The 19,742-nt window shown below is 75.0% G+C and carries 18 protein-coding genes and 1 pseudogene; 14 read left to right on the top strand and 5 right to left on the bottom strand.

Features of this window, described 5'->3' with window-relative positions; all coding sequences use genetic code 11:
* Window positions 1-1,258 precede the first annotated feature (1,258 nt).
* From CNO22_RS03315 to CNO22_RS03250, 14 genes are all read left to right on the top strand, one after another.
* Entirely contained in the window at window positions 1,259-1,528 is a 270-nt protein-coding gene (locus CNO22_RS03315) for a hypothetical protein (RefSeq protein WP_100497931.1), read from the top strand.
* A 95-nt stretch (window positions 1,529-1,623) separates the two neighbouring features.
* Window positions 1,624-3,978 carry an MMPL family transporter gene (locus CNO22_RS03310; RefSeq protein WP_100497930.1) on the top strand — a complete coding sequence of 785 codons (2,355 nt, stop codon included), beginning with the start codon at window positions 1,624-1,626 and terminating at the stop codon, window positions 3,976-3,978.
* 135 nt (window positions 3,979-4,113) lie between these two features.
* Window positions 4,114-6,114, top strand: coding sequence for a PEP/pyruvate-binding domain-containing protein (locus CNO22_RS03305; protein ID WP_198588073.1), 2,001 nt, complete (start codon window positions 4,114-4,116; stop codon window positions 6,112-6,114).
* Window positions 6,111-6,653, top strand: coding sequence for a hypothetical protein (locus tag CNO22_RS03300; protein ID WP_157936781.1), 543 nt, complete (start codon window positions 6,111-6,113; stop codon window positions 6,651-6,653). The genes CNO22_RS03305 and CNO22_RS03300 overlap by 4 nt, the downstream gene beginning before the upstream one ends.
* On the top strand, window positions 6,650-7,078 hold the full coding sequence (locus tag CNO22_RS03295) for a hypothetical protein (RefSeq protein WP_100497927.1): 429 nt from the start codon (window positions 6,650-6,652) through the stop codon (window positions 7,076-7,078). The genes CNO22_RS03300 and CNO22_RS03295 overlap by 4 nt, the downstream gene beginning before the upstream one ends.
* 57 nt (window positions 7,079-7,135) lie before the next feature.
* Complete coding sequence (locus CNO22_RS03290; protein WP_100497926.1) at window positions 7,136-8,104, top strand: metallophosphoesterase family protein; 969 nt, start codon at window positions 7,136-7,138, stop codon at window positions 8,102-8,104.
* Entirely contained in the window at window positions 8,101-8,535 is a 435-nt protein-coding gene (locus CNO22_RS03285; protein ID WP_100497925.1) for a hypothetical protein, read from the top strand. The genes CNO22_RS03290 and CNO22_RS03285 overlap by 4 nt, the downstream gene beginning before the upstream one ends.
* Before the next feature lie 479 nt (window positions 8,536-9,014).
* A complete protein-coding gene (locus CNO22_RS03280; RefSeq protein ID WP_100497939.1) occupies window positions 9,015-9,692 on the top strand; it encodes a response regulator transcription factor in 678 nt (225 codons plus the stop codon).
* Window positions 9,693-9,826: 134 nt separating this feature from the next.
* Complete coding sequence (locus CNO22_RS03275; RefSeq protein ID WP_157936780.1) at window positions 9,827-11,158, top strand: sensor histidine kinase; 1,332 nt, start codon at window positions 9,827-9,829, stop codon at window positions 11,156-11,158.
* The gene (locus CNO22_RS03270; protein ID WP_100497923.1) at window positions 11,155-11,784 is read left to right on the top strand and encodes a GerMN domain-containing protein; all 630 of its coding nucleotides are present in this window, start codon (window positions 11,155-11,157) and stop codon (window positions 11,782-11,784) included. The genes CNO22_RS03275 and CNO22_RS03270 overlap by 4 nt, the downstream gene beginning before the upstream one ends.
* Window positions 11,785-12,016: 232 nt before the next feature.
* Entirely contained in the window at window positions 12,017-12,364 is a 348-nt protein-coding gene (locus CNO22_RS03265; protein WP_100497922.1) for an STAS domain-containing protein, read from the top strand.
* Window positions 12,365-12,545: 181 nt separating this feature from the next.
* Complete coding sequence (locus tag CNO22_RS03260) at window positions 12,546-13,208, top strand: hypothetical protein (protein ID WP_100497921.1); 663 nt, start codon at window positions 12,546-12,548, stop codon at window positions 13,206-13,208.
* Between the two features lie 297 nt (window positions 13,209-13,505).
* Window positions 13,506-14,756: a phospholipase D-like domain-containing protein gene (locus CNO22_RS03255; protein WP_100497920.1), complete on the top strand. Its 1,251-nt coding sequence runs from the start codon at window positions 13,506-13,508 to the stop codon at window positions 14,754-14,756.
* Between the two features lie 248 nt (window positions 14,757-15,004).
* Window positions 15,005-16,177 carry an AI-2E family transporter gene (locus tag CNO22_RS03250; protein WP_157936778.1) on the top strand — a complete coding sequence of 391 codons (1,173 nt, stop codon included), beginning with the start codon at window positions 15,005-15,007 and terminating at the stop codon, window positions 16,175-16,177.
* A gap of 115 nt (window positions 16,178-16,292) precedes the next feature.
* Here CNO22_RS03250 and CNO22_RS03245 read toward each other — a convergent pair whose 3' ends face one another.
* From CNO22_RS03245 to CNO22_RS03225, 5 genes and pseudogenes are all read right to left on the bottom strand, one after another.
* The gene (locus CNO22_RS03245; RefSeq protein WP_157936777.1) at window positions 16,293-16,904 is read right to left on the bottom strand and encodes a hypothetical protein; all 612 of its coding nucleotides are present in this window, start codon (window positions 16,902-16,904) and stop codon (window positions 16,293-16,295) included.
* A 148-nt stretch (window positions 16,905-17,052) separates the two neighbouring features.
* Window positions 17,053-17,208: a hypothetical protein gene (locus CNO22_RS27435; RefSeq protein ID WP_157936776.1), complete on the bottom strand. Its 156-nt coding sequence runs from the start codon at window positions 17,206-17,208 to the stop codon at window positions 17,053-17,055.
* 267 nt (window positions 17,209-17,475) lie between these two features.
* Window positions 17,476-18,193: pseudogene (locus CNO22_RS03240) on the bottom strand (TIGR02587 family membrane protein).
* Window positions 18,194-18,426: 233 nt separating this feature from the next.
* Window positions 18,427-19,131 carry a hypothetical protein gene (locus CNO22_RS03230; protein WP_100497915.1) on the bottom strand — a complete coding sequence of 235 codons (705 nt, stop codon included), beginning with the start codon at window positions 19,129-19,131 and terminating at the stop codon, window positions 18,427-18,429.
* 323 nt (window positions 19,132-19,454) lie between these two features.
* Window positions 19,455-19,730 (bottom strand): hypothetical protein, encoded by a 276-nt coding sequence (locus CNO22_RS03225; protein WP_157936774.1) that lies wholly within the window; start codon window positions 19,728-19,730, stop codon window positions 19,455-19,457.
* Between the last annotated feature and the right edge of the window lie 12 nt (window positions 19,731-19,742).

The following is a 19,742-nucleotide window of genomic DNA, read 5'->3' as shown; positions in this document are numbered from 1 at the left end:
GACGGGCCGGGACGGCATCCGCGACGAGCACCGACGTCCCGCACCTACCCCGGCTCGGCGCCGGCCCGGGCGGTGTCACGGAACTGTCATGGGCCCGGCACCGAGACCGGGGAACACCGCGAGGCGACGACGGACGACCGGAACCAGCCGTGGCACCTGTCCGGATCTCCGACGATCGTCATCTGAGCCTCCATCGGCTGAGCGCGGGGTGGTCGTGTCTCCACCGACCTGCTCCGCTCCAGGCTCACCGCTGCTCCGCCCCGGCTCGACGGTGGGGAAGCGTCACGACCCTGTCGCATCCGACTGCCCACGGCCGCGGTCCCGCGCCCGCGTCGTGGTCGTGCGAGCCGGGCCCTCTGCTGCGGGGTGTTTACAGCTACGCGACGAGGGAGCTACATCCCACGTGCTCCTCGCCGGCCCGGGCATCCGTTGTCCGGGCCGCTCTCGACATGCCGCGGCCCGTCACCCAGCGAGGAGCGACCATGGCCGTGACCACCCTCTCGGGGACTGTGGACGTCGGTTCGCGAGCCGACCCCCGCGGTTCCACCACCGACGAGCAGGACGTCCCACGGGGGGTGCGTTCACGGATCGCCGTGGCGGGATCGCCGGCGGACCCGTCCGGCGACCTCCTGCGGGAGGCCTGGCGGCCGGGCACCGCTGAGCCGGTCGCCATCCACGTGCGCCCGGAACTGTGCGCCCGGCTCCTGCGATCGCGTCGCACCCGCCCGTGGAGCTGCCCGGCGCCGGTCCCCTTCCCGTCCAGGCGCATCCCCCTCGTCGTCGACGACCGGATCCCCACCGCGCCCGGGTTCGAGGTCCACCGCGTTCCCCCCGGCGCCGCGGGTGCCGGCCTCGAACCGCTCGAGCGACGGACCGACGCCACAGGTGTCGCCCTCGAGCCGCTCCTCGTCCTGGACCCGTCCGGGACCTGCAGCTCCACGGTGGGTCCGTTCGACCGTGCCGGAGTGGCGGGCGACCCGGACGTGGGCCGCCCGGTGCCGCGAGCGGCACGCGGCGGAGAGCGGGGTCACCGGTGACCGGCAGCACCGGTCCCGCACCTCAGGACCACAGCGCCGGACCACGCAGGCCGAGCCGGTGGCCGGCGGGCGGGGCCCTGGTCCTGGGTCTGGCCATCGGCGGTGTGCTGGGTGCAGGCATCGGTGCCGTCACGGACGACGATGCCGCTGGGACCGTCGCTGCGCCCTCGGTCGCATCGGACACACCCGGGCAGGCCTCGTCTCCAGGTCCCCAAGCGGAGGTGAGCACCTCCGACGCCTGCCTGCGCGCCGTGGCGGCCGCGGAGCAGACCCACGACCTGATCGACGACCTGGGCGGTGCACTGCTCGACCTCGACGCGCGCCGACTGGACGAGGTGGTGCACGAGCTGCAGCCCCTGCAGGAGCAGCTCGAACGAGGCACCGCCGCCTGCCGGGTCGAGGTCCGGCGTCCCGGGAGCCCGACCAGCTCGGGCCGGCTGCCGTCGGCGCTGCCCACGCCGTCGTCCCCTCGCACGTCGCCCGCCGGGTGACACCGGTGGGCGGGGCCGGCCCCGGCCCCGCCTGGAGCTGCCACCCGTCCCCGTGAACCTCCCGGCCCGTCGGGGCCCTCCTCCTGGGGGTCGAGATGTCGCACCAGCGCGCTGCCGCGCTGTCGGGCAGCCGACTGCGCAGGCTCGTGCGCCTGCCCGGTCGCGCGCTGCGGGCCGCGGTGGTCTCCGGGCGCTGGCTGGTGGTCGCTGCGTGGATCGCGGCGGCGCTGGTCACCACCGTGGCCCTCCCCGGGGACGGCGGCGGGGGCGGGGGTGACATCGGCAGCCTGCTGCCCGCGGACAGCGAGGCCGTCGCGGTCCTGGAGCGGTCCCTGGCGGAGTTCCGCGTCCCCGCGCTGTCCGAGACCTCCGTGGTCGTGCACGACCCGGAGGGTCTGGGCGTCCTCACCCGCGCCGACGTCGTCCTCTGGGCCCTGGCCACGACGCAGGCCTCGATGGCGGATCCGGGCGGCTCCGGCGCCGGCCGGGTCGAGGCCGCCGTCCCCGTGCCGACGACCACTCCCACGACCGCGGTCACCTACCTCTACACGACCGAGTGGATCGCGTTGGAGGACCGGGTCGCGCTGGCCGAGGAGTACGCCGAGCACTTCCGTGACGACCCGTCGGTGCAGACCTACGTCACCGGTGTCGTCCCGGCCCAGGTCCGTCAGGTCCACCACCTGGAGTCGCGACTGCACCTCTTCGAGACCGCGACCCTCGTCCTGATCGCGCTGGTCGTGGCCCTGACCTTCCGGTCCGTCGTCGCCCCGGTCGTCGTCCTGCTCGTGGCCGGGATCGGCTATCTGGTGACGGTCCGGGTGCTGGAGTTCCTGGCCGGGGTCCTCGGTTTCGCGCTCCCCGGTCAACTGCGTCCGCTGACGGCGGCGCTGCTCATCGGCGTGGTGACCGACTACTGCGTGCTGTTCTTCTCGGGGTTCCGGCACCACCTGGAGCGCGGCCTGCACCGCCACGAGGCGGCTCGGTGCACCCTCGCGACGGAGGGACCGATCGTCGCCGTCGCCGGGATCACCGTCGCCGGGGGGACGGCGGCGCTGCTGGTGGCGGACTTCCAGCTGTTCCAGGCGTTCGGACCGGCGCTGGCACTGACGGTCGTCGTCGGCCTCCTGATCTCGCTGACCCTGGTGCCCGCTCTGCTGGCGGTGCTCGGCAGGGCCCTCTTCGCCCCTCGGCGGCTGCGGACCGGCGGTGGATCGTCCCCTGGGACGTCCTCCGGCGCAGCCGGCCGGCTGGTCCGTGTGGTCGTCGACCGGCGGGGTGCCGCCGTGGCGACCCTCCTCTGCGCAACGCTGCTCACCCTGGCCGCGCTGCCGGTCCTGCACATGCGGCTCGACGTCTCGTTCGCCTCCGGTCTGCCCTCCGGCGATCCGGTGCGGCAGGGGGCCGAGGTGCTGGAGGAGGCCGGGATCCGTGGGGTGGTCGCACCGACCGAGGTCCTCGTCGAGGGGATCGGCCTCACCGGGCAGCGCGATGCGCTGGAGCGGCTGCAGGAGGCCATCAGCGCGCAGCCCGGAGTGGCTGCGGTGCTGGGCCCGGCGCAGAACCCGCTGGCCGACGAACTCGACGTCTTCCTGGCGGAGGACGGGGACGCAGCGAGGTTCGTCGTCGTCCTCGACGGGGATCCCCTCGCCGCGCCCGCCCTCGCGGACCTGGAGCGGCTGCGGGACCGGCTCCCCACCCTGCTGCTCGAGGCCGGCGTCGAGGACGCGACCGCGGCCGTGACCGGTCAGACGGCGATCGCCGCCGAGCTGGTCGAGCTGACCCGCGAGAACCTGTGGCGGATCCTGCTGGCGGCCCTCGCCGTGGAACTCGTCGTCCTCGCGGTGTTCCTGCGTGCTCTGGTGGCACCGGTGGTGCTGCTGGCCTGCAGCGCCCTCAGCGTCGCGGCCGCCGTGGGCCTCACGGTGCTGGTCTTCCAGGACGTGCGCGGCGATCCGGGGCTGACCTTCTACGTCCCCTTCACCACCGCGGTCCTGTTGCTGGCGCTCGGCTCCGACTACAACGTGTTCGCGGTCGGGGCGATCTGGGAGCGGGCCGCCCGCCATCCCCTGCGGCAGGCCATCGCGCTGGCGCTGCCGGCCACGGGCCGGGCCATCAGCGCCGCCGGGCTCATCCTCGCCGCCACGTTCGCGATGGTGGCCGTCATCCCGCTGGTCTCCTTCCGCCAGGTGGCGTTCACGATGGCGGCGGGCCTCCTGCTCGACACCTTCCTCATCCGGCCCGTCCTCACCCCCGCCGTGCTCACCCTCCTCGGCCGGACCGCAGGCTGGCCCAGCCGGCGCATCCGCACCACGGCTCCGACGCGCGAGGCGATCCCGTCCATCGCCCCGATGGGGCCGGTGACGCCCGACCGCGGGCCCGGCGCCGGCGACCGGTCCGACGGCCTGGTGACGGCGACCGGCGAGCGCGACCCCGGTGTTGCCGATCGATGACGGTCCGCCGTCGATCCCACGACCTTCCGGTGCGCCGCGAGTCGACGGCGCCCCAGCGGCAACACGGACGGGGTGCGCCCGCTCCCGTCCGCCGACCGCGAGGGTGTCCCTCCCCGCCGCGACAGCTCGTCCGTCGTGTGGCTCGACGACGTCGCTGCCGCCGATCCGGCGATCACCGGAGCGAAGGCGGCAGCCCTGGCGAGGGCGTCCCGGCACGGGCTACCGGTGGTGCCCGGCTTCGTGGTCACCACGTCGGCGATCGAGGACCTCGCGGCCGGGACCCCGCTCCCCGACGCCGTGCTCGACGCCTGGCGCCGGCTCTCCCACGACGACGCGGTGCCGCTGGTCGTGCGCAGCAGCTCGACCGTCGAGGACCTCGCCGGCTCGTCGATGGCCGGCCGGTTCGAGTCCGTCGTGGGCGTCCGCGGGCGGGAGGGCTTCGGCCGGGCCGTCGAGCGGGTGGCCGCCTCCCGCCGGCAGGCGGCGGCCGGCTCGCAGTCCCTGACCGGGCGCGAACCGATGGCCGTGCTCGTCCAGCCGCTGCTGGCCGCGCGCTGCGGCGGCGTGCTCTTCGGGATCGACCCGGTCACCGGTCGGGAGGACCGCGTCGTGGTGGCCGCCGTCCACGGCGGCCCCGACCGCCTCGTGAGCGGCCGGGTCGACGGCACCCGGTACGAGCTCGACCGCGACGGGCGGCCGGTCCGGGTCGTGCACGGGGACGGGGGCTCGCGGCTCCGTCGGCGTCAACGGCGCGAGCTGCTGCGACTGGCGGCGCGGACGGCGGAGGTGTTCGGCGGTCCGCAGGACGTCGAGTGGGCCTACGAGCGGCACGGTCGACTGCGACTGCTGCAGAGCCGCCCCGTCACCGTGGAGCCCCGGGGGCGACCGACCGGACCGGCACTGGGGCCCGGGCCGGTGGCCGAGACGTTCCCCGAGCCCCTGCAGCCGCTGGAGGTCGACCTGTGGGTGGATCCGCTCCGCACGGCGCTGCGGCAGGCGCTGCTGCTCGCCGGATCGGCGTCCGAGGCGGAGGTGGAGGCCTCGCCACTGGTGACGGTCGTGGGCGGCTGGGCCGCCGTCGATCTCGAGCTCCTCGAGCCCCGTCCCCGCCGGGCCGGGATACGGGAGGTGCTCGACCCCCGGCCCCGGCTGCGTCGGCTGCGGGTCTCGTGGCGGGTCGGGCGGTTGCGTGCGGCGCTGCCCGCACTGGTCCGTGACGTCCTGGACCGCGCCGACACCGCCCTGGCCGACGTGCCGCCGCTCGGCGACCTCGGTGACCGCCGGCTCGTCGGGCTGCTGCACCGGACGCGGCGGGCGCTGGTGTCCGTGCACGCCCACGAGGTGCTCGTCGGCCTGCTCATCGACCCGCAGGAGTCCCGCACCACCGGCGTCGGCGTCGCCCTCGGCGTCCTCGCGCGTGCCCGGCAGGCCGGCCTCGCCGAGAACCGGGTCGTGGCCGAGCACCCGGTGGTCCTCGCCCTCAGCCCGCCCCGGGTGGGGGCGGCCCCCGCCCTGCCGTCGGACGTCCGGCCTCCCGACGAGCGCGCACCCGTGGACCCGGGTGACGCCGGCCTGCTGCGGGAGGCGCTGCGCCTGCGCACCCGGTGGCTGCAGGAGCTGGGCGCCCGGGCGGCCTGGACGCTGGGTGAGCGGCTCACCGCAGCGGGGCGGCTGAGCAGCCCGGACGAGGTCCGCGCGTTGCGGCTGACCGACCTCGCCGCGCTGGTCGAGGACCCGGCCGCACGGGCGGTCTCACGCCCGGTTCTCCCGGGCGATCCCCTCCCCGCCCGGTTCCGGCTCAGCGACACCGGCGAGCCGGTGCCCGAAGGAGGCGGGACGGACGCGGCCGGAGCGGGTGGCGGGCGCGCCACCGGCGCCGTCCACCACGGGGACGACCCACCCGAGGGGGCGGTGCTCGTCGTCCGCACGCTCGACCCCGCACTCGCGCCGCTGCTGCCGAGACTGTCCGGCCTGGTCGCCGAGACCGGCAGCGTGCTGGCGCACCTCGCCATCCTCGCCCGGGAGGCCGGTGTCCCGACCGTCGTGGGCCTCGACCGGGCGCTGGAGCGCTTCCCGCCGGGCACCGTCGTCCGGGTGGACGGGGCCACCGGGGAGGTCGAGGAGGTGACGTCGTGAGAGCCGTGAGCTGGGCGGTGGCGACGCTGACGCTGGTCGCCTCCGGCGGCTACGCGCTCGTCTACGTGTACCGCTGGGAGTGGCACCGGGCCCTGCTGGTCGGGCTGATCTTCCTCGCCGCGCTGATCGGGTCGGGCACCGCCCTCGTGCTGCGCCGGCTCGGCCGGCTGGAGCGCCGGGTGGCCCAGGGAGCCGACCGTGCGCCGCCGACGGTCCTGCACCGGCTGCGGAGCGCGCCGGTCGAGTCCCCGCCGTTCCGCTGGCTGCGCCCGCCGGACCCCGACCGCAGTTCCGTCTTCATCCCGTTCCTGATCGGCGGCGGCGTCCTCCTGTCCGCGGTGGCGTGGCTGGTCGAGCGGGTGGCCGGTGCGGCGGCCCGGACCGGGATCGAGGAGGAGCTGGCCGACCGGCTCCGCGAGGTCGCGTTCCCGGCCGCACCCCTCGTGCCCTCCGCCGGGGAGGTGCTGGCCGGCTGCGCGGGACCGGAGGACGCGGGGCTGCGGGTGCTGCTCGGCCCGTCGGCAGGCACGCCGGGATGAGGCGGCTCCTCGTCGGGCTGATCGTCGCCGTGCTGACGGTCACCGGCCTGCTGGCGCTGCGCGCGGAGCTGATGACCGTCGAGGTGGAGCAGCCGGAGGGCTCGTACACCGAGGTGCTCGTCGCCGCGGACGTCGTGCGGGAGAACGCGGACGTGCGGGCCGAGATGACGCACGGCCTGGTGAGCACCTGCCGGCTGCTGGTCAACGCCGACGTGGTGGAGCAGTCGTTCCGCGCCGTCGGCGACGGCGTGTTCGCCTTCCGGCTGCGCCCCGGGCTCGACGAGTTCGACCGGCGGGAGCTGCGCGGCTGCCTGTCGGACCTGCGCGTGCAGCACCTGCGGGTGCACGTCCGGCACCTGCAGACGGTCACGCCGGCCGACGACGACCGGCGGCGCGACGGAACACCTGCGGCCGGCCGGCGTTGACCCCGGGGACGGCTCGATCCCCGCCCGCTCCCCCAGCTCCCGGAGGTCGCCTCCCCCGTGCCGCAGCTCACCCGCAGACAGTTGCTCGCCGCCGGCCTGGGCGCGGCCGGCTCCCTCGCCGCCGGTGGCGGGCTCGCCGGCCGGCTGTGGCCGCTGCTCGGCCGGGAGGACCTCGTCCCCGGCGCCGCCCCGGACCTCGCGCTCCCGGCCACGGCGTGGTCGACGACCGCCGACCGGCTGACCTTCGCCGCGGTGGGCGACACCGGCAGCGGCGGCCGGCAGGCGATGGCCGTCGCCGACCGCATGGCCCGCGGCTACCAGGCGTCGCCGTACGGGCTGGTCACCCACCTCGGGGACCTGTGCTACTACGGCCGGGTCGAGGACCGCTTCGACGACGTCTTCGTCCGGCCGATGCGCCCGCTCATCGACGCCGGGGTGCGGTTCGAGCTGGCCATCGGCAACCACGACGGGGACCTGCACCACAGCGACGAGAGCCTGGCCGAGATCGACGCGGAGCTCCGGCTGCTCGGCACCCCCGCCCGCACCTACACGACCAGCCACGGCCCGGTGGACTTCTTCTACCTCGACTCCAGCGCGCCCGGCCTGTTCGGGGCCGACGCCACGGCGCAGGTCGAGTGGCTCGACGACGCCCTGGCCAGCTCGGCCAACCAGTGGAAGGTCGTCTGCCTGCACCACCCGCTGTTCTCCTCCGGGTCGCACGGCTCCACGCCCGGAGCTCGGAACGTGCTGGGACCGGTGTTCGCCCGCCGCTCCGTCGACCTGGTCCTGAGCGGGCACGACCACCACTACGAGCGCACCCGGCCGGTGGACGGCGTCACGTACGTGGTCAGCGGCGGCGGCTGCAAGACGACCCCTGTCGGCCGCAGCCGGTTCACCGCGGCCGCCGCGTCGGCCCTGCAGTACCTGCACGTGGACGTCGCCGGGGACCGGCTCACCGGACGATCGGTCCGGGCCGACGGGGTGGTGCTCGACCGCTTCGAGCTCCGCGCCCGGGAGGGGCGGTGAGCCTCGGCCGGACGGCGGCCGCCGCGTACGCCGTGCTGGTGCTCGTGGTGGTGCTGGCCCCGGCCGTGGTCGTGCGGGCGGCCGGGGACCGGGGCGCCGGTGCCGGTGTGGTCGGCAGCGCCGACCTCCTCGGCGCCGGTGCGGTGGTGGGGGTGGTCGCTGCGGTCGTCGCCTGGCGCCGGGTGAGCGCGCCCGGCGCCGCCGGCCCCGCCAGCCGGTGGATCGCCGCCCTCGGGGCCCTCGGCGTGCTCGCGACGGGCGCGACCGCGGTCCCCACGATCGCCCTCCACGCGGTCACCGGCGTCCCCGACGGGCCCACGCTGGCCCCCGTCCTCTGGGCCGGAGCACTCGCCGTCGCGGTCCTGTGCGCCGAGACCGTCCGCCGGCGCCTGCTGAGGTGGCTGACCGACGAGGAGACGCACGGTCGCTGACCGGGGGACGGCCCGGCCCCCGGTGCTGCTCCCGTCGCACCGGTCGGGGCTCGCCGGCTGCACCCCGTCAGCTCGACGGCGAACCCGCCGCACCCGGGATGGGGGCGGAGGCCGAGGGCCGGGTGGACGTGCGGTCACCGGGCCGGGTGCCGCCCGGCAGGAAGAGGCGGTCACGTCGCGCGCCCCCGATGGCTCACCGGTCGAGGTCCCCTTCGTCGTCTCCCTGCCCGACGGCTGCCCCCTCGCCGTCCTCACCGCATCCGACGGCAGAGACCCGGCGCCTCGGCACCGTCGTCATGAGTTCGTCACACGGACCCGGTCCCTCCGCCGGCCAGGTTGACGATCTCGCGACATCGAGGGCTCGGACGTGCCCGTTCCACCGGAGCGGGTCACGGTGGCCGACGGGTGCCGACGATCCGGACCGACCTGTTCCGGGAAGGGCTGGTGGAGGGGAGGTGCGGGTGGGCAGACTCTCCGACGTGCCCCGGTCCGTGCTCATCATCGAGGACGACCCGCGGATCCGTCGGATCCTCCAGATGACGCTGCAGCGCGAGGGCCTCGATGCCGTCGAGGCCGACAGCGGGGAGACGGGGCTCGAGCGCCTGGCCGAGCGGGACTTCGACGTGATCCTGTTGGACCTCATGCTGCCGGGCAAGGACGGTTTCGAGGTGTGCCGGGAGATCCGCCGCACCTCGAACGTCCCGATCATCATGGTGACCGCCCGGGGGGACAGTCACGACGTCGTCGCCGGTCTGGAGGCCGGGGCCGACGACTACGTGTCCAAGCCGTTCGTGGCCAAGGAGCTGTCCGCGCGGATCCGCGCCCTGGCCCGCCGCACCCGTGCCCCCCAGCCGCGGGTGCGGATCGAGGTCGGCGACCTGGAGATCGCTCCGCAGGACGGCACGGTGACCCGCGCCGGGGAACCGGTCAACCTCACGCGCACCGAGTTCAAGCTGCTGTGCGAGCTGGCCACGGAACCCGGTCGCGTGCTGAGCCGGGAAGAGCTCCTGGAGCGGGTGTGGGGCTACGACTACTTCGGCGACTCCCGGCTGGTCGACGTGCACGTGCGGCGGTTGCGCAAGAAGGTCGAGGAGGATCCCGGCCACCCGACCGTGGTGACCACCGTGCGGGGCATGGGATACCGCGTCCCCGGGTGACCGCCACGCGGTCCCGTCCGGCAGCGCCCCTCCCCGCCGACGTCGAGCCCATCGCCGCGGAACCGCCTGCCGAGCGCAGGGACCGGACCGGCCCCCTGAGCACTCTCCGAGGTCGGGCCACCCTCGCCTTCACCGTGGTGACCCTCGTGCTCTCCGCCGCGCTCGCGGTGGCCGTGTGGGTCGCCGTCTCCCAGTACCTGCTCCTGCAGCGGGAGCGGAGCACGTTGATCCAGACCTCGAACAACGCCGCGCAGGTGCAGCGCGCCCTGGGCACGGAGGGGCTGACCGTCCCCCAGCTGCTGGCGCAGCTGCCGCGCGAGACGGGCTCGATCTCGCTGTACGTCGACGACGGCCAGTGGGGCACGACGTCGCTGCTCGTCGGGCGCGACGACATCCCCACCGGGCTCGCCGAGACGGTCGTGGAAGGCACCCCGGCACGACAGCGGATCGGGGTCCAGGGCACCACGATGATGGCGGTCGGCATCCCGCTCGCCGGGTTGGACCAGGCCTACTTCGAGGTGTTCCCCCTCGACGAGCTGGACCGCACCTACCGCGTGCTCGCCACGGTGCTCACCCTGGCGGTCGTCGGGATGGGGCCGCTCTCGTTCACGGTGGGCTGGTGGGTCACCGGCCCCGCGTTGCGGCCGCTGCAGCGCATCGCCACGGCGGCCGAGGCGATCGCCGGCGGCGACCTGTCGGCCCGCATCGACCCCCGCGGAGACCCGTCGCTGGTCCCCATCGCCTCGTCGTTCAACCGGACGGTGACCGACCTGGAGGCGCGGGTCCGCGCCGACGCCCGCTTCGCGGCGGACGTCAGTCACGAGTTGCGCAGCCCGCTGACCGCGATGCTCGGTGCTGTGGACCTGGTCGAGGCCACCGCCGACCGGTTGCCGCCCGACGGGCGTGAGGGTCTGGCCCTGCTGCGTTCGGAGGTGCACCGGTTCGAGCGCCTGGTCGCCGACCTGCTGGAGATCTCCCGCGCGGACGCCGGGAACGCCGACCTCGTCGTCGAGGAGATCCGCCTGGCGGCCCTCGTGGAGGAGACGCTGGCCCGGCGCCGGCTCGCGGGTCGGCCCACCGCCCGGCTCGAGGTACGCGCGACGGCCGCCGAGGTGGTCATCCACGCCGACAAGCGGCGACTGGAGCGTGTGCTCAGCAACCTGATGGACAACGCCGACAAGCACGGCGGCGGCCTGACCGCCGTCACGGTCGCGCGCGGCGAGGACAGCGCCTGCGTCCTGGTCGACGACGACGGCCCGGGGATCCCGCCGGAGGAGCGGGCCCGGATCTTCGACCGGTTCGCCCGCGGCGGCGGCAGCATCCGCACCCGGACGGAAGGGGCCGGCCTCGGCCTGGCGCTCGTGGCCCGACACGTGCAGGCGATGGGAGGGACCGTGACCGTGGGCGAGAGCCCCTCGGGAGGCGCCCGGTTCGTGGTCGAGCTCCCGCTGCAGGCGCTGTCATGAGGCACCCGTCCGACGTCGTGCTGCGGGTCGTGGGCCTGCTCGTCGCTGCCCTGCTGCTGACGGGTTGCGGGGTCCGCCCGGAGGACCGGCCCGAACCGGTGACGACCGCGGCCGCACCGTCGTTGAACACCGGCAACGGCTCGCCGGCGGCAGGTCCGCGGCTGACCGTCTTCTTCGTCCGCGGCGCCGTCCTCGCTCCGGTCGAGCGGCGAACCGACGCGACGACGACCGCGGCCGCCCTCGATCACCTGGTGGAGGGGCCGACCCGGGCCGAGGTGCGCACCGGGATCCGCACCGCCCTGCCCCCTGAGGTGGTCGGGGTCGACGAGGTGCTCCCGGACGGGGCGGCGGTCGTCTCCGTGACCCGCGGCTTCACCGGGATCACCGGCGGCAACCAGCTGCTCGCCGTCGCGCAGATCGTGTGGACGCTCACCGACCTCCCGACGGTGACCACGGTCCGCTTCGTCGTGGAAGGCGCGCCGGTCGAGGTGCCGACCGACGGGGGCCTGGCCGACCGGGCCGTGGGCCGCGACGACTACCGCTCGGTCGCGCCCGCCGAGCCGACGCCGACGGCCACACCCACCCCTGCGGGCGCCACGCCCACCGGCAGCCCACCACCGCGCTGACCCCGCCGGACTCCGGTCGTCACACCGGCGTCATGCACCGGCCGTGCCGTCGCAGGTGCCGGCCCGTCGAACCCGACAGCTGCGTGACGGTCGCCCGGACGGACCGAGCCGGGGGCCCCGACGTGCCACGGTGGACCGGGCGCGGCAGCCGCCCGCCCGGCAGGACCGCTCCTGCGTCGCCACGCCACGGCCAGCAGTCCGGTCCGCCTCGCCGACACATCGGAGGACCGCCGTGGAACAGCCCCCTCAGGTCGACGCTCGGCGCACCTGCCCGCTCCCCGACCACCACCACGCCGGCGCGCCGGCGTTCCGTCAGGTCGTCGACGGCCGCCGCGGCTGCGTCGGCGCCGCGGGCGACCTGAACCCCCGCACCGCGGACCAGCTGCGGGGGACGGTCGAGGCCCTCCGGCGCGGTGGTCACCGGCGCATCCTCGTGGACCTGCAGGGTCTGCACTCCGCCGACGAGCCCGGTCTGCGGGCGCTGGACACGCTGCGAGCCGTCGTCGAGGCCGATGGCGGCCGGCTGACCCTGCTGCACCTGCCCGAGGCCGACGGGGCCTCGGAGCAGCGGCCCGCATGACGGCCGGATGACGCCCACGGGAGACGGTCGGCAGGGCACACCCGCCTCACCCGCACGGATCCGAGCGCGCTGGGCGCCTCCGTGATGAACAGATGACATCTCGCCGCCGGAGGTGAGAGCGGGCCGCGAGCCGAGCACGTCCCTGTCGACGACCCGCCCCGACCACGGACGGAGGCACCTCATGTCAGCCGGCGCACCCCGGACGTCGTCGTCGACCTGCGGCCTCGGGCGCGGCGTGGTCGCTGCGCTCCGCTCGGCCGGTGTCGTCGCCCTCGGAGTCCTCGCCGCGCTCGGTGCACTGACCGCCCCGCAGGCAGCACTCCTCCTGGGCGCGGTGTTCGCCGCGCTGGGCTGGGGGTTCGTGCGAGCCCTGCACCACGGTCGAGCGAGCGACCTGGTGTCGTTGCCCCATCCGTCGTCGGCTGCCGCGTGCACGGCGTTGCTGCCGGCCGGTGCAGCGGGGACGGCGGCCCTCGGCCTGGGCCCCCTGGGGGTCGCCGGCGCCACGATCGCGGTAGCGGTGGCCATCGGATGGTGGGGTGGCTCCTGTGGCGACCCGCAGCCACGACAGGCCGAGCGGGACGCCGGTCCGGAACCCGACGACGGATCCCTGCGCGACCTGCTGGGTGTGGTGCCCGTCGAGGTCCTGTTCGAGGAGTGGCGCGGCACCGCGGAGCCGGTCGTCCTCGGCGGCGTGGATGCCGGAACCCGGTCCCGGCTGCGCTGCCTGCTGATCGCGGAGTTGCGTCGGCGCGACCCCGTGGGCACCCAGCGCTGGCTCACCCAGGCTCCGGAGGCGCCGCCGGACGGCTACGTCCAGGACGCGCCGGACCGGACCGCCTGAGGATCCACCGCGCCCCGGGATCCCCCGTCCACGATCCCCGCCCCTTCGGCGGACAGGGTGAGCTCCAGGTGGGCGACCTCGTCGCCACCGTGACCGGCGGGCCGGCGGGTGGACACGACCCACGGGCGTCGGGCACATCTCGTCTGCGCCGTGACCGATCACCGCTCCCGGTTCCCGCAGGTCGACCGGGTCTGCTCCAGCCTGGACGGTGCCTTCGTTGAAGTGCCGACGGGCACGGGCCTCTCCGATGAGCCGGTGAGCCGGGCGGACCCCCCAGTGACGTCAGGAGAGACACGGATGCTCACGACCGGCGATCCCGTACGGACCCGCAGCGAGGCGCGGGAGCCGGTAGCGCGTCGCCGGGCCCTCGAGGCCCTCCTCGGGGTGCCTTTCACCGAGGGGAACCGGGTCGACGTGCTCCGGAACGGCGACGAGACCTTCCCGGCGCTGCTGGCCGCGATCTCGGGCGCGACCCGCAGCATCGACCTGCTGTGGTTCGCCTGGCGCAGCGGCACCGTCGACGCGGAGATCACCGAGGCTCTCGCCGACCGGGCGGACGCCGGCGTCCGGATCCGCGTGCTGCTCGACGGATACGGCGCCAGGCACATCGACCGGGGCCGCCTCGGGTACCTGCGCGGCGCCGGCTGCGAGGTGCGCTTCTACCGCCCGCTACCGAGTTGGCGGCCCACCGTGTGGAACCTGCGGACGCATCGCCGGGTCCTCGTGTGCGACGAGACGCTGGCGTTCACGGGTGGTACCGGCATCGCCGATGCCTGGGCCGGCGACGGCCGGCGACCGGGGCACTGGCGGGACACCGCCTTCCGGGTGTCCGGCCCGGCCGTCGCGGGTCTCCGGGCAGCATTCGCCGTCCCGTGGACGCAGGTACAGGCCCGCTCGGGGGACGCGGGCCCCGTGTCCGACGCCGACCGTTTCCCGCCGCTCAGCCAGGCGGGCGGCAGCGCCGTGCAGGTACTGCGTCCATCGTCCGGACCGGGCTGGAACGACGCGGCAGTGGCCGTCGCGACGCTCCTCCCCACGGCGTGTACGCGGGTACGGATCACGACCCCGTACCTGCGGCTCCCGGGATGGCTCAGCTCCCTCGTGTGCGACACCGCGAGGCGCGGGGTCGCGGTACAGCTGCTGGTCTCCGGCCTGCACGTGGAGCGCCCCGCGGTCCACCTGCAGGGGCAGCGGGAGTACCAGCCGCTGCTGGACGCGGGGGTGGAGATCTGGCGCTACCGGCCGAGTCTGCTGCACGCGAAGGTCCTCACCGTGGACGGCACCGCGATGGTGGGCACCGCCAACCTGGACGCCCGCTCCCTGGCCCTGAACGAGCAGGTGTGCGTGCTGGTGGACGACCGCGTGGTCACGGGAGTGCTGGACGCCCAGTTCGAGGAAGACCTGGCCGTGAGTGCCCGGGTGACGAGCACCGGGTGGCGGATGCGACCGGTGACGCACCGGGTCCTGGAGACGGCTGCCGACGTGGTGGGACGGCCGCTGCGGGGCTGGGGCGACGCAGGTCTGACCGGACGGCGCCCTGGCTGGTGACCGGCACCCCGCACGAGGCGCCGGTCACCCCCGCAACGGCGTCCTGGTGTCACGGGCACGTCACGACCGACGCCCGGGGATGACGATGCACTGACGGCTGACCCGAGGGGCGGTGGCGCCCACACCACGCCGGGCACCGACTCGCACACGAGGGGGCGGACACCCGTAGCGCCGGCTCGACTCGACCGCCGGTGGGTCCGTCCCCGTCCACGGTCAGCACACGACTGACCCGGCCAGGGGTGGAGATCATGAGCCGTCACACCGTCGAGGCCGTCCTGTGCGAGCGGTCCCCATCGCGCCCGGCCACGCCGCCCTGGGCGCTCCGGGTCCTGACCACGAGCGGCGCCGTGCTGGCCCTGGCCGCCACCGGCTGGTTGCTCTTCTGGTTCCTGCTCCGGGTGCCACTGCTGACCGTGACGATCGCCGTGGCACTGCTGCTCACCGCGCTGCTGGAGCCCGTGGCGCGGTGGTTGCGCCGATGCAGGCTCCCCCCGGCGCTCGCGGCCGTGCTCTCCGTCCTGCTCCTGGTCGGCACCCTGAGCGGCGTCGGCTTCCTCCTGGGTTTCCGCGCGGCCGCGAAGCTGCGGGACCTCACCCGGCCGCTGGCCGCCGGCATCGACCGCATCCGGGTGTGGCTGGTCGAGGGTCCACTCCACGTGGACCCGCAGCAGGTCACCGACGTCCGCAACGCGGTGGTGAACCAGGTCTACGAGGTGGCCCCCGACCCCACGGCGGCGGCGCGGATGGCCCTCCACCTGCTGGCCGCGGTGGTCCTCGTAATCTTCCTGCTGTTCTTCCTGCTCAAGGACGGCGCCGGGATGTGGACCTGGCTGCTGGAGCGGGTGCCGCACCGGCGGCGCGGACAGGTCGACGGGGCCGGCCGGTGCGCCTGGACGGCGCTGGCGCGCTACGTCCGCGGCGCCGTCGTGGTGGCGCTCATCGACGCGGTGGGCATCGGGGCGGCCCTGTTCGTCCTGGACGTACCGCTGTGGGTGTCCCTGACCCTGCTGACGTTCCTCAGCGCGTTCGTCCCGTTGTTCGGGGCCACGGTCAGCGGCGCCGTGGCGGTGCTCGTCACCCTCGTCACCAACGGGCCCAGCGACGCGGTCATCGTGCTCGTCGTCGTCCTCGTGGTGCAGCAGGTCGAGGGCAACGTCCTGCAGCCGCTCATCGTCGGCCACGCAGTGCGGGTACACCCGGCCGCCGTCCTCGTCGCGGTCACCGCCGGGACGCTGCTGTGGGGGCTCGCCGGGGCTCTGCTGGCCGTCCCCCTCATGGCGGTCACCTACCGGATCGCCGAGTACGTGCGGCAACACCCCGCTCCACCGGCCGGGCAGCCCCGCCCATGGCCGCCCATGTCTCCCGATGGACCCGGTGCAGCGCCGGCGGGCGGAGCTCGACCCGCTCCCGGAACGCGATGACGGGCTCCGGCGATGACGCTCCCCGGGGCTCGTCCGAGGCGGACAGCGGAGCGCCCCGCGACCGGCGGCCGGGCGAGGCCCGGTGTCCGGCCGCGGGGCGCCGCGGGACGTGCTGTCAGCCCTCGGTCTGTTCCTGGAGCACCTCCATGCGGTCGGCCGCGATGGCGACCTCACCCTCGAACGCGGAGAAGAACGCCTCCGGGTCGTCGAAGAGCTCGTCGGACGCGATGCCGAAGTCCTGCTCGAAGGTGTCGCGCTGGACCTTCACCACCGTGCCGGAGACGCGGACGACGTCGTCGACCTCCAGCTGCGCCGGCGGACTCGCCATCACGACCGCGATGGGCTCCCCCGTCTCGTTGCCGATGCGGAAGGCGCTGCCCACGTCGGTGGTGGTGATCACCTCGGACACGCCCGCGCTCACCGTGACCTCCTGACCGATAAGCGCCTCCGCGTCCTCGAAGACCCCGGCCTCGTCCTCGATCACCGGGTCCACCGGCGCCTCGGCGTCCGCCGGGGCATCCTCCAGGGCGCCGACCCGCTCCTCGAGCGCGCTCAGGTCGTCCTCGATGCCCTGGAGGTCCTCCGTGGTGACGCCCCCGGCCTCCGGGCCGGCCGAGTCGCCGCAGGCGGCCAGGCCGCCCATGCCGATGGCCGCCGCCACCAGGGCCGCGGCAGTGCGTCCTGCCGGCCCCCTACCGAGTGGGGTCGAGCGCCCGCTCGTGATCATGATCGCTCCTCTGCTCCGTCGTGGGCTGCCTCGGGCAGCACCGCTGTGTCGGACACGGCATGCGTGCCCGACCCGGTGGCGCGGACCCGGGCTGCGGTGCTTCTGACACCCACCCGCAAGCCAGGCGCAACATCCGCGGCGGTCCGGTTCAGGGCAGCCGGTAGCCGGTAGCCGACCGTGCCACCTCGAGCTCGCCGCTCGCCGGGTCGGTCGAGAAGACCAACGCCCCGCCGCGGGAGCTGTGCGGAGGGAGGTAGGCGATCGAGCTGGACGCCTGGTCGGCCGGGTGTCCGTCGCGGAGCACGGCACCCTCGATCTGGACGGCCTCGGCGGTGTGCCTCCGGAGTCGACCGCCTCGAAGTGGACCGTCCAGCCGGCTCCGGCCTCCTCCACGCCGGTGACGACGACGGCCAGCTCAGGCGCGGTCTCCCGGGCGCCGAGGGCCTGGTAGGCCAGGAAGGCGAGGAGAGCGAGGACCAGTAGACCGCCCAGCGCCCCTGCGAGGTACTCGGCGGCGCCGGGACCCCTGCCCGCCGACCGGGTGCCGTTCCGCGATGCGCTCACGTGCTCCTCACAGGATCAGCCAGGCGGCTGCGGCGCCGAGGGACGCCGGCAGTGCGAGGACCACCGATTCCATGACCAGCGTGGTCCAGCCCGCCTGGTCGAATCGGCCCAGCGTCCACAACAGGTACGCGGCGACGGCGACGGCGAGCGCGTAGCCGACGACGGTCAGGCTGGCGAAGGCTGTGCAGCGGGCCGTGGTGCGCCTGCTCCTGCCCCCTGAACCCGACCCGGTAGACGAAGGTGTGCATGAGCAGGAGGCTGAGCGCCACGAGGGCCAGCCCGTGCCAGGGGGTCGCCTCGGCGGCCAGGAGGACGATCTCCTCGGTCGGCGCCACGTTGGCGGCGAAGACGACCGCGCCGGCGGCCATGAGGAACACCTCGTGCCCGTAGCCCCCACGCTGCGGCTGGGGACTCGTCTGGCCCAGCTGGCTGCGCGCGTACGAGGCACCCACCGCCGCCGGCAGCGTCTCCAGCGCCACGACTGACAGCGCGTCCCGCCAGTCCTGCTACCAGGAGACGGCGCCGAGGACGGTCAGGACGACGGTGGCGGCCAGCGCGGCCATGACGAAGGCCACCCCGGAGTCGACCAGGCAGCCCCGCCATCCCGGCTGCTCCGACGCCCCACCGAGCTCGCGGGCCAGACCCACGACCAGGAGCACGGTACTGAGCAGCAGCAGGGCGAGCCGGTAGCGGTCCACCGCCAGGCCGAGGCGCCACAGCTCCATGGTCATGAACAGCGGCATGGAGAACAGCAGTGCTCCGGCGAACGCCCGTCCCATGCCCGCCACGGCCACCGCGTCGTCCTGCTCCATGGCGTCCCGTCAGGTCGTGCGGGCGCCGGCGGCTGCCCGACCACGGCGTCTCCCCGGGTCCGGTGGAGACGAGGCACCCGGCTCCAGCCGGCCGGGTGCCTCCGTGCTGTGGAGGGCGGGGCCGTGTCCGGGCCCGGCCCGGCGACTCAACGGCGGCGCGGGGCGTCCTCCGTGGTCACCGTGACCTCGTCCGACCGGTCGATCGGCTCCCGGTCGACGACCCGGTTCTCGGTCATGGTGACCCCCGTGGCCGGCGCCGGTACGGGTGCGACGGCCCTCGGCTCGGTGTCCCGGCTCGAACGCTTCGACTCCACGACGGGGCGGCGCATCTTGCCGCCGAGCATGCCCCCGAGCGCGGCCAGCACCACACCGGCCAACAGGGACCAGAAACTGACCCACAGCGCCGATTCCACGGTGAACCCGCCCCCGGCGGTCCCCAGGGGCCCGCCCGCGGTCGTCTGGTCGTCCTGCAGACCGGCGCCCAGCAGGTCGGTGAGGTTCAGCGCGCCAGGGACGATGGCCGTCAGGGACAGGACGAACAGCAGACCCCAGGCGGTGAGACCGTTGGTCGCCCCGGCCGCGACACCTCGCGGGCCGGCGAAGAAGCCGGCGAGGAAGCCCGCCAGCGTCAGCGCCACGGCCGCCGTCACCCCGATGAACCAGCCGAGGTTGCCGCTGATCCAGCCGTTCCCGTCGGCACCGCCGACGCTGTGGGCCAGCGCCAGCCACAGGACGTTCATCAAGGCGAAGAAGCCCAGTGCGATGACCACCCCGGCGACCACCGGCCCCCAGCGGACCAGGTCGGTGATCCGTCCGGGCGTCCGGACGTCGTCCACGATGCTCGTGGCCATGTTCCTCACTCCTCGGGAGATGGATCGGCAGGGCCGGCGGGACCACCCGTCCCGGCCCTCGATGGGTGGGTGCGTGCCGGCCGTCGCCGGCCCGCGAACGGATCGGTGACACCCCTCCCCCTGCCCCCTCCCGGGACCGTCATCCCGGCGTCCGGGGGACCGTCACGGAGGCGTAACCACCATGGGGTTCCGGCCCGATCAGCCGTCTCGGGACCGTCATGAACTCGGCCCTACCGGCGCCTGCTGTGGTCCGCGGCGGGCACCGGCCGCGGCCGACCGTCCGCACGCCCCCGCATCGCTCCGGAGGCTGACGGACCTCGGCTTCACCGGACGCTGGCGAGGTCGGAGCGCCCGGCATCCGAGAAGGCCGGGAGCCGCTCTGCGGCCCCGGGGTCGGCTCGCAGCCGTTCGTCGAGCACGTCGTCGATGCGCCGGGAGCGCAACTCGACGGCCACGACGAGTTCGGCCTCCAGGTCGGCGAGTTCGCTCTGACGGCGCCTCACCTCTGCGAGCTCGCGCAGTGCGTCTCTCCTGATGGCCTGGAGCGCACGCAGATCGGCATCGATGGCCGCCACGGATCGAGGCGCAGACTCACGCATGGTGTCTCCTCT

The sequence above is a fragment of the Geodermatophilus chilensis genome (assembly GCF_002802985.1).
In the GTDB taxonomy this organism is placed as follows: Bacteria; Actinomycetota; Actinomycetes; order Mycobacteriales; family Geodermatophilaceae; genus Geodermatophilus; species Geodermatophilus chilensis.
Note: the sequence above shows the minus strand (reverse complement) of the source record. Positions and strands in the feature narration are given on the sequence as shown.